Annotated in this window: 8 protein-coding genes; 3 read left to right on the top strand and 5 right to left on the bottom strand. The window is 74.0% G+C overall.

The annotated features are described in order from the left end of the window. Nucleotides 1-19 precede the first annotated feature (19 nt). Nucleotides 20-877, bottom strand: a complete 858-nt coding sequence (locus BLT82_RS03095) for an inositol monophosphatase family protein (protein ID WP_093652187.1) — start codon at nucleotides 875-877, stop codon at nucleotides 20-22. Nucleotides 878-984: 107 nt separating this feature from the next. Then, complete coding sequence (locus BLT82_RS03090; protein ID WP_093652186.1) at nucleotides 985-2,775, bottom strand: gamma-glutamyltransferase family protein; 1,791 nt, start codon at nucleotides 2,773-2,775, stop codon at nucleotides 985-987. 248 nt (nucleotides 2,776-3,023) lie between these two features. On the opposite strand from BLT82_RS03090, the gene BLT82_RS03085 reads away from it, so the two are divergent. Then, the gene (locus BLT82_RS03085; RefSeq protein WP_167745944.1) at nucleotides 3,024-4,076 is read left to right on the top strand and encodes a lipoate-protein ligase LplAB; all 1,053 of its coding nucleotides are present in this window, start codon (nucleotides 3,024-3,026) and stop codon (nucleotides 4,074-4,076) included. Nucleotides 4,077-4,080: 4 nt separating this feature from the next. After that, nucleotides 4,081-4,662, top strand: coding sequence for a DUF6368 family protein (locus BLT82_RS03080; protein WP_093652185.1), 582 nt, complete (start codon nucleotides 4,081-4,083; stop codon nucleotides 4,660-4,662). On the opposite strand, the gene BLT82_RS03075 is transcribed toward BLT82_RS03080, so the two are convergent. Together BLT82_RS03075 and BLT82_RS03070 are read right to left on the bottom strand one after the other, a co-directional pair. Further along, nucleotides 4,655-5,296, bottom strand: a complete 642-nt coding sequence (locus BLT82_RS03075; protein ID WP_093652250.1) for a TetR/AcrR family transcriptional regulator — start codon at nucleotides 5,294-5,296, stop codon at nucleotides 4,655-4,657. The genes BLT82_RS03080 and BLT82_RS03075 overlap by 8 nt on opposite strands. A gap of 5 nt (nucleotides 5,297-5,301) precedes the next feature. Then, a complete protein-coding gene (locus BLT82_RS03070; RefSeq protein ID WP_093652184.1) occupies nucleotides 5,302-6,729 on the bottom strand; it encodes an amidase in 1,428 nt (475 codons plus the stop codon). A 56-nt stretch (nucleotides 6,730-6,785) separates the two neighbouring features. On the opposite strand from BLT82_RS03070, the gene BLT82_RS03065 reads away from it, so the two are divergent. Beyond that, the gene (locus tag BLT82_RS03065) at nucleotides 6,786-7,580 is read left to right on the top strand and encodes an SDR family NAD(P)-dependent oxidoreductase (protein ID WP_093652183.1); all 795 of its coding nucleotides are present in this window, start codon (nucleotides 6,786-6,788) and stop codon (nucleotides 7,578-7,580) included. A 112-nt stretch (nucleotides 7,581-7,692) separates the two neighbouring features. On the opposite strand, the gene BLT82_RS03060 is transcribed toward BLT82_RS03065, so the two are convergent. Continuing rightward, on the bottom strand, nucleotides 7,693-9,234 hold the full coding sequence (locus tag BLT82_RS03060) for an NCS1 family nucleobase:cation symporter-1 (protein ID WP_093652182.1): 1,542 nt from the start codon (nucleotides 9,232-9,234) through the stop codon (nucleotides 7,693-7,695). Between the last annotated feature and the right edge of the window lie 8 nt (nucleotides 9,235-9,242).

The following is a 9,242-nucleotide window of genomic DNA, read 5'->3' as shown; positions in this document are numbered from 1 at the left end:
CCCCCCCCGCGGCCCCGTCCTACTCCGCGCCGGAGACGAGGAGTTCGTGGATGAGCCGTGCCGTCGCCGCGTCCCGTGCCGCGGTGAAGGGCAGCGCGTTGCCGCCCGTGATGCGGAACCGCTCGCCGGTCAGCGTCAGGTCCGTACCCCCGGCCTCCTCGACGAGCAGCAGTCCCGCCGCGTGGTCCCACGCGTTTTCCCAGGAGAAGGCGATTCCGTCCAGCTCGCCGCGGGCCACCGCGAGGTACTCCAGACCGGCGGAGCCGCACGGCCGGGAGTGGACGCCCTCGGTCCGCAGGGCGAGGAGGGCCCTCTTCTCCTGAGGCGTCGTGAAGTCCGGGTGGGACATGGCCACTTGGAGGACCCGGCCGGGCTCCGGTGCGCCCGGCCGCACTTCCGCGCCGTCGACCCGGGCGCCGTGGCCGCGCACCGCGACCGCCATCTCGTCGAGCGCCGGCGCGTACGTCCACGACGCCAGCACCTCGCCGTGGCGCGCCAGCGCGACGAGCGTGCAGAAGCCCGGGGCGCCGTGGACGAACTGCCGGGTGCCGTCGACCGGGTCGACGATCCACACCGGCACGTCGCCCCTGATCGCCTCGTACACCGCCGGATCCGCGTGGACGGCCTCCTCGCCCACGACCACCGAGCCGGGCAGCAGGGCCGTGAGGGACGCCGTCAGATGCTCCTCGGCGCTGCGGTCGGCGACGGTCACGAGGTCGTGCGGGCCGTTCTTCTCGACGATCTCGTGCTCGGCGAGCCGGCGGAAGCGCGGCATGATCTCGGAGGCGGCCGCCTTGCGCACCGCCTCCTCGACCAGGGCGAGGGTGGTGGACTCCCAGGGGTTTCCCATCGTCCCGGACAGAAACTCTTCGGTCATACGACCAGCTAAGCACGCCGGACCGACATTCCCGCTGCCGCCCGGTGACCGGTCGGCGGACACCTGGCCGACTCCCGGCGGCGCCGAGGTGAACGCCCGGTGACCGGTCAGCGGCCCACCGCGTAGCCCTGCATGCCGCGCGGGTTCGCCGCGGCGGACAGCACGCCGGTCCGCGGGTCCCGTGCGACCGCGCACAGCCTGCCCTCCGACCAGGGCTCGCCGACCGTGACGTCATGGCCGCGGCGGCGCAGCTCCGCCACGGTCTCCGGGTCCGTGCGCGACTCCACGGTGACGGCTCCCGGGCGCATTCCGCGCGGATGGAACGAGCCGGGGAAGCTGTCGTTGTGCCAGTTGGGGGCGTCGATCGCGCCCTGCAGGTCGAGCCCGCCCCGCACTTCGGCACGGAGGGCCACGGAGAGGAAGAAGTGCAACTGCCACTGGTCCTGCTGGTCGCCGCCCGGGGTGCCGAAGGCCAGCGCCGGCGCCCCGTCCCTCAGCGCCAGCGACGGGCTGAGCGTGGTGCGCGGACGCCGCCCGGGGGTCAGGGAGTTCGGCAGTCCGGGGTCGAGCCAGGCCATCTGCAGCCGGGTGCCCAGCGGAAAGCCGAGCTCCGGCACGACCGGGTTGGACTGGAGCCAGCCGCCGCTGGGGGTGGCCGCCACCATGTTGCCCCAGCGGTCCACGATGTCCAGGTGGCAGGTGTCGCCGCGGGTGGCGCCGTTCCGCGCGACGGTCGGTTCGCCCGCTCCCGCAGCCGTGCCGCCCGCGGTGCCCCGCTCTCCGGCCGCGACGGCGAGGGCGTGTGCGGCGAGGGCGGGCACCCGCCCGCCGGGCCGGCCCGGACGCAGTTCGTGCGACGCCTTCGCGCCGATCAGGGCCCGCCGCCCGGCGTTGTACGGCTCCGACAGCAGCTCGTCCAGCGGCACGTCGGCGGCGTCGCCGTACCAGGCCTCCCGGTCGGCCATGGCCAGTTTGCAGCCCTCGACGAGCAGATGGACGTACTCGGCGGACCCGTACTCGGGCAGCTCGGGCGGCAGCAGCGCCAGTTGCTGCAGCAGGACCGGGCCCTGGCTCCAGCCGCCCGCCTTGCACAGGGTCCAGCCCCGCCAGTCGTACGTCGCCGGCGCCTCGTAGGACGCCGACCAGCCGGCGAGATCGGCCATGGTCAGGGTGCCGGCGTGGCGGCGGCCGGTGGTGTCCGTGGTCGGTACGCCGGACTGCCGGACGAGCGCCTCGGCGACGAAGCCCTCGCGCCAGACGCCCCGCGCCCGTTCGATCTGGTCGGTACGGCTCCCTCCGCCCGCCTCCGCGATCAGGCGCCGCCAGGTCGCGGCCAGCGCGGGGTTGCGGAGCGGCTCGCCGGGCCGCGGCGCGCGGCCGCCGGGCAGGTACACCTCGGCGGAGCTGGTCCACTCCGTCTCGAACAGCGGGCGCATCGTCTCCACCGTCTCGCCGATCCGCTCGACGGGCGGATGCCCGTGCTCGGCGTACTCGACGGCGTACCGCAGCACTTGGGCGAGCGTCCTGGTGCCGTGGTCGCGCAGCAGCACCATCCAGGCGTCGAACGCCCCGGGCACGGCCGCGGCGAGCGGGCCCGTGCCCGGGACCAGCTCGAGCCCGAGGGACCTGTAGTGCCCGATGGACGCTCCCGCGGGCGCGGGCCCCTGCCCGCACAGGACCCGCACGTCGCCCCCGGCGGGCGCGAGGACGACGGGCACCTCGCCCGCCGGGCCGTTGAGGTGCGGCTCGACGACGTGCAGGACGAAGCCGGCGGCCACGGCCGCGTCGAACGCGTTCCCGCCGTCCTCCAGCACGGCCATCGCGGACTGCGAGGCCAGCCAGTGGGTGGAGGACACCATGCCGAAGGTGCCCTGCAGGGTGGGCCGGGTGGTGAACATGTGAGGCGGCTCCCTCGGGGTCGCGCGGATCAGTCCGCTGCGGGGACCGGCCGGTACGGGGCGCCGGCGGCGCGGTGGAGGCCGTGCCGCGCCACGGGCTTCCGCCCGCGAGCGGTTCCGCATGCCCTCGGCAGCGTACGCAGCCCGCACCCCGGCCGGCAGGGTCAGTGCAGGGGGCGCCGGGACTACTCCGCGCCCCGCGGGCGTTCACCACGAAGCGCGCGGAACGGACGGTCGGAGGCGGAGCTGTGCACGGTGAGTACATGGTTCCCGGGGGAAAGCTGGTCGTCGTCGATCTCGACGTGCGGGAGGGCGTCCTGCGGGACGTGCGCGTGTCCGGGGACTTCTTCCTCGAACCCGACGAGGCGCTGACGGCGGTCGACCGCGCACTGGAAGGGGCGCCCGCCGAACTCGACGCCGCGGGGCTGGCCGCGCGGATCGACGCGGCGCTGCCGCCGGGGACCGAGATGTACGGACTGACCGCCGAGGGCGTGGGCGTCGCCGTGCGCCGGGCGGTGGCGAACGCCACCGACTGGACCGACCACGACTGGCAGCTCGTCCACGACGGGCCCCGGTCGCCGGCCCTGCACATGGCGCTCGACGAGGTTCTCACGGCCGAGGTCGCGGCGGGGCGGCGCCCGCCGACGCTGCGGGTGTGGGAGTGGGGCGCCCCCGCTGTCGTCATCGGCAGCTTCCAGTCACTGCGCAACGAGGTGGATCCCGCCGCGGCGGAGCGGCACGGGATCACGGTCGTCCGGCGGATCTCCGGCGGGGGCGCGATGTTCATCGAGCCCGGGAACACGATCACGTACTCCCTTTCCGTGCCCGGCTCCCTCGTCTCCGGGCTGTCCTTCGCGGACAGTTACGCCTACCTCGACGACTGGGTCCTCGGCGCACTCGGCGACATGGGGGTGAAGGCCTGGTACCAGCCGCTCAACGACATCACCTCGGAGGCCGGGAAGATCGCGGGCGCGGCGCAGAAGCGCGTCGCCGACGGCGGGGCGGTGCTGCACCACGTGACGATGGCGTACGACATCGACGCGGACAAGATGACCGAGGTGCTGCGCATCGGCCGCGAGAAGCTCTCGGACAAGGGCACGAGGAGCGCGAACAAGCGGGTCGACCCGCTGCGCCGGCAGACCGGGCTGTCGCGCGAGGCCGTCATCGGGCGGATGATCGACTCGTTCCGCGCGCGCCACGGCCTGGTGGACGGCGGGGTCACACCCCGGGAGCTGGCCCTGGCGGAGGACCTCACGGCCCGGAAATTCGCCACGCCCGAGTGGACGGCGCGCGTACCGTGAGGGCGTGCCCGGCCCCGCGGCGTCACTGCTGCTCTTCGAGCGGCTCACCGACACGGGGTGGGACGCCACCGTGAGCTGGCTGGGGACGTTCTGCCGGCCGGTCGAACCGGTGCCGGGCGGGGGCCTGGACGTGTGGATCGAGGACGCGACGCCCATCGGCGCCGGCGATGTGCGCGGCGGGGGCAACCCGTTCCACATGGCCGAGGAGAGCGAGGACGTCTTCGCCGAGTACGAACTCGGCGGGTTCGAGCGGTCTCCGGTCCAGGAGATCGTCGTCTCTGCGTACGTCCCGGGACGCGACAGCCACCGGCTCCTCGGGCATCCGACCGCCTCGCTCGCCCGGCGGCTCGGGGCGCTCATCGGCTGCAACGGCCTGCTGGGCCACCGGTACGACCTCCACGGGGAGGGTCCGGAGCAGGAGGCCGCCGCACCGGCGGCGGCCCGCGCGCTGGTCGGCGGCATCGGCGGGGTCGTGCACGAAGTCCCGTACACCTCGGGGGACGGCGTGGTCCGGTACACGCATGTGTGCGACGCCGCTTTCATGGAGTCCTGGCTGCGGCACCCGGAGTTCCGGATGGTCAGGTAGCCCCGGCGTCCGGTCCGCCGGCCCGCGCCCCGTCCTCGCTCAGCGCGCCGCGGACGAGGAGGAGCAGGGCGTCGGTGAGTTCCTCGGCCGGTGAACCGGTGGCCAGGCGGCGCAGTTGGAGGCCGGTCACGAGGGCGACGGTGTGGGCGGCGAGGCGGTGCGGCTCGGGGACGCCGAGAGCCGTGAGGATCTGGACGGCGAGGCGGTCGTACGCGCCGAAGCACTCGGCCGCCGCCTCGCGCAGCCGTTCGTCGCGGCCCGCCTGGATGTAGAGCTCGAAGGGCGCGATGTGCTCGCTGTCGAAGACGGTGCCGTCCGCGACCTGGGCTGCCAGGGCGGCCGCGCCGTCGATGTCGACGCCCTCCGCCTCGCCCGCGTCGGCGAGTTCGGTGAAGCGCCGGGTCTCCTCGCGGACGAAGTGCAGCAGCGACTCGCGCAGCAGCTCGTGCTGGCTGGAGAAGTGGTAGGTGACCGAGCCGAGGGAGACCCCGGCCTCCTTGGCGATCCGCCGGTTGGTGACCGCGGCGATGCCGTCCTGGCCGATGATGCGCAGGACGGCGCCGATGATGCGCTGCCGGGTCGGGGGTATGGCGGGTGCGGCGGGCTCCGCGGAGACGCTGGTCTGGCTGGGCATGCGCGTCATTGTTCCACCGGGGCGCTCCACGTCCTCAGCGGGTCGGGGCGGCGCTCGTGCCATCGCCGGTCGGCCTCCAGCTGGGCGGCCAGCGAGATCAGCGGTTCCTCCGAGCCCTCCGGGCCGAGCAGCTGCGCGCCGACGGGCAGCCCTTCGGAGGTGAAGCCGGCTGGGACGTTGACCCCCGGCCAGCCGAGGACGTTCCAGGGCCAGGCGTACGGGCAGACGGCGGCCATGGCGGCGTTGGTGCGCCAGGCGCCGAGGCCGTCGAACGTGCCGATGCGCGGAGGGGGCGCGGCGGTGGTCGGGGTGAGCAGCACGTCGTAGGTGTCGAACAGCGCGCCGATACGGCGGTGCTGGCGCACCTCGCGGGCGCGGGCGGCCCGGACGATCGGCCCGCCGAGCAGCCTGCCGTTGCGCAGTGCCGTGCGGGTGCGCGGGTCGAGCAGCGCGGGTTCGGGGTGGAGGGCGGCGTACTCTGCCACGCCCGCGGTGCCGCGGGAGACGAAGCCGAGGCCCATCAGCCCGTAGCGGGGCCGGGCCTCCTCGACGTGGTGGCCCAGCCGGGCGAGTGCCTCGGCGAGGTCGGCGACGGCCCGCCGGACCTCGGGGTGGGGCCGGGCGCCGCTGAGGGTGAGCGGCGGCCGCCAGGCGAGGGCGATGCGCAGCCGGCCGGGCTCGCGGCGGGCGGCGGCGGAGGCGTCGACGGCGTCGGGCCGGTGCAGGTCCTCCGGGTGGGAGCCCTGGACGGCGTCGAGCAGCAGCGCGGCGTCGGCGACGGTGCGGGCCAGCGGCCCGTTGACCGTGAGCCCGTTGAAGGCGTCGGTCTGGGGGTGCAGCGAGACGCGGCCGCGCTGCGGCTTGATGCCGACGAGATGCGTCCAGGCGGCGGGGATGCGGATGGAGCCGCCGCCGTCCGAGCCGAGGGCCGCGGGCACCAGCCCGGCCGCGACGGCGGCCGCGGAGCCGCCCGAGGAGCCGCCGGGGGTGTGGTCCGTGGACCAGGGGTTGCGGGTGGCGCCGAAGGCCGGGCCCTCGGTGAACGGCCACTGCCCGAGCTCGCAGGAGTTGGTCTTGCCGACGACGACGGCGCCGGCCGCGCGCAGCCGCCGTACCGCCTCGCCGTCGGCGACCGCGGGCGCCCGCTCGCCCTGGCAGCCGAAGTGGGTGGGCAGTCCGGCCACGTCCGTGTCGTCCTTCACGGCGAGGGGTACGCCGAGCAGCGGCGCCCGCTCCCCCGCCGCGAGGCGCCGGTCGGCCTCCTCGGCCTCGGCGAGGGCGGCCTCGGCGCGGACGTGCCGGAAGGCGTTGAGGGTGGGCTGGCTGGCCTCGATGCGCTGCAGCGCCGCCCGGACCAGCTCCACCGAGGTGGTCTGACCTTCCTTCACTTTCCTGGCCTGCTCGGCGAGGCCGGAGAAATCCGCTGTGGACATGACCACCCTGTGCTCCTTATCGTTCGTTCGAACGAACAGAACTGGAGGGTAACCAGATGCGCATCAACGGATCAACCGTTCTGCTCACCGGTGTCACCGGCGGCATCGGCACCGCGCTGGCCGAGGAACTCTCCCGGCGGGGTGCCCGGTTGATCCTCACGGGGCGCCGGCGCGACGCCGTCGAGCCGCTGGCGAAGGAGTACGGCGCCCGCGCCGTCGTCGCCGATCTGGCCGACCCGCAGGACGTGGAACGCCTCGCCGCCGAGGCGTCCGGGACCCAGATCCTGCTGGCCAACGCCGCGCTGCCGTCCAGCGGCGAGCTGCTCGACTACACCCCCGACCAGATCGACCGCGCCCTGGCGGTCAACCTCCGCGCGCCGGCCATGCTGGCCCGGCTGCTGGCCCCGGCCATGGTCGAGGCGCGCCGCGGCCAACTCGTCTTCGTGGGCTCCATCTCGGGCAAGACGGCGACGAAGCACTCCGCGCTCTACAACGCGACCAAGTTCGGTCTGCGGGGCTTCGCGCTCGGGCTGCGGCAGGACCTGCACGAACACGGGGTCGGCGTGTCGCTCGTGCAGCCCGGTTTCGTCCGGGACGCGGGCATGTTCGCGGCGACCGGCGCCGAGCCTCCGGCGGGAATGCGCACGGTCTCGCCCCGCCAGGTCGTCATGGGGGTCGTTCGCGCGATCGAGCGCAACCGGGCGGAAGTGAACGTCGCCCCGCCGGAGATGAGGATCCTGAGCGCCATCGGCGGCCAGTTCCCCGGCTTCTCGGAGCGCGTCCAGCGCCGTTCGGGAGGCGCCGACCGCACGGTCCGCACGATCGTGGCGGCCCAGCGCGACAGCCGCTGAGGCCCGCCGCCGGGCCCACCCCGTATACCACCCCCGTACGGGGCGGGCCCCCTTCGGCGCCCGGGGCCCGGGCCGCTGGGGAGCGGTCCGGGCCCCGGGTCACGCCGGTCGATCAGCCGTGCCTGCGGCGCTGCGGCAGCATCAGCACGGTGTACAGCAGCAGCGAGGCGGCGAGCCCCACCGCCCAGCCGTAGTCCGCGAGCGGTTTCAGGAGGGGGATCAGACCGTCCTCGGGGAACGGCCCCTTCCCGGGGGCGGAGTGGGAGCCGCCGATCGCCAGGACCCCGCCGACGGCGAAGGCCGCGACGGCCCGCCAGTTCCAGCCGGACGAGTACCAGTAGCGGCCCTCGGGCCGGTAGAGGTCCGCCAGTTCCAGATGGGTGCGGCGGACGATCCAGTAGTCGGCGATCAGGATGCCGGCGACCGTTCCCAGCAGCCCGCCGACCAGGCCGAGCCAGGTGAAGATGTACAGCTCGGGGGTCTCGGTCAGCTTCCACGGCATGATCAGGACACCGACGACACCCGTGATCAGGGCGCCGGTACGGAAGTTGATGAAGCGCGGCGCGAGGTTCGCCAGGTCGTACGCGGGGGACACGACGTTCGCCGCGATGTTCACGGAGATCGTCGCGATCAGCACGGTCACCAGGGCGAACAGCAGACCGAAGACGTTGTCCGTCTTGGCGGCGAGCTGCACCGGGTCCCAGATCGGCGCGCCGTAGACGGCCTGGGATCCGGAGGTGACGAACACCGACAGGAGCGCGAACAGGGTCATCGTCGTGGGCAGGCCGAGCGTCTGGCCCCAGACCTGGGCGCGCTGGCCGGCGCCGAAGCGGGTGAAGTCCGGGATGTTCAGGGACAGCGTGGACCAGAAGGCGATCATCCCCATGAGGGAGGGGAAGAAGACCGGCCAGAAGTCCTCGCCCCAGCCGAGCTTGGAGGGCTGGTCGAGCAGCGGGCCGAAGCCGCCGGCCTTCATGGCGATCCAGACCAGCAGCACCAGCGCGCCCACGATGACGAACGGCGCGGCCCAGTTCTCGAAGCGGCGCAGCGTCTCCATGCCCCGGTAGATGATGGCGAGTTCCATCACCCAGAAGACGACGAAGCAGAGCCACAGCGTCCACGGCTGGCCGGCGATCTCGGCCGCCTTGGTCCAGCCGCCGAAGATGGTGCCGAGCAGGACGAAGATGCCCTGCCCGCCGATCCAGGTCTGGATGCCGAACCAGGCGCAGGCGACCGCGGCCCTGATCAGTGCGGGCAGGTTGGCGCCGCGCAGCCCGAAGGAGGCGCGGGCGAGCACGGGGAAGGGGATGCCGTACTTCGGACCGGCGTGACCGGTCAGGAGCATCGGGAACAGCACGATCACATTGGCCAGCGCGATCGTGAACACGGCCTGTTTCCAGTCCATGCCGAGCGCCACGAGCCCGGAGGCGAGCAGCCAGGACGGGATGTTGTGGGCCATCCCGACCCAGAGCGCGGCGAAGTTGTACGTGGTCCAGTGGCGGTTGGCGAGCGGGACGGGAAGCAGGTCGTTGTTGACGAAGCGGCCTCCGGCGGGGACCGCGCCGGGGGCGAGTTCCACCCGGCCCTGGGCGTCGGTGAGCTGGCCGGAGTCGGAGGGGGACGGGGAGGGTGCCGGGGGAACGGTCGCGGTCATGGCCTGGA

It is taken from the genome of Streptomyces wuyuanensis (assembly GCF_900103455.1).
In the GTDB taxonomy this organism is placed as follows: domain Bacteria; phylum Actinomycetota; class Actinomycetes; order Streptomycetales; family Streptomycetaceae; genus Streptomyces; species Streptomyces wuyuanensis.
The sequence above is the reverse complement of the archived record's forward strand: the minus strand, read 5'-3'. Positions and strand labels throughout refer to the sequence as shown.

Bases quoted from the DNA above. Each gene is read 5' to 3' on its own strand.
- BLT82_RS03075 (WP_093652250.1), bottom strand. From the start codon at position 5,296: ATGCCCAGCCAGACCAGCGTCTCCGCGGAGCCCGCCGCACCCGCCATA.
- BLT82_RS03070 (WP_093652184.1), bottom strand. From the start codon at position 6,729: ATGTCCACAGCGGATTTCTCCGGCCTCGCCGAGCAGGCCAGGAAAGTG.
- BLT82_RS03065 (WP_093652183.1), top strand. From the start codon at position 6,786: ATGCGCATCAACGGATCAACCGTTCTGCTCACCGGTGTCACCGGCGGC.
- BLT82_RS03090 (WP_093652186.1), bottom strand. From the start codon at position 2,775: ATGTTCACCACCCGGCCCACCCTGCAGGGCACCTTCGGCATGGTGTCC.
- BLT82_RS03060 (WP_093652182.1), bottom strand. From the start codon at position 9,234: ATGACCGCGACCGTTCCCCCGGCACCCTCCCCGTCCCCCTCCGACTCC.
- BLT82_RS03095 (WP_093652187.1), bottom strand. From the start codon at position 877: ATGACCGAAGAGTTTCTGTCCGGGACGATGGGAAACCCCTGGGAGTCC.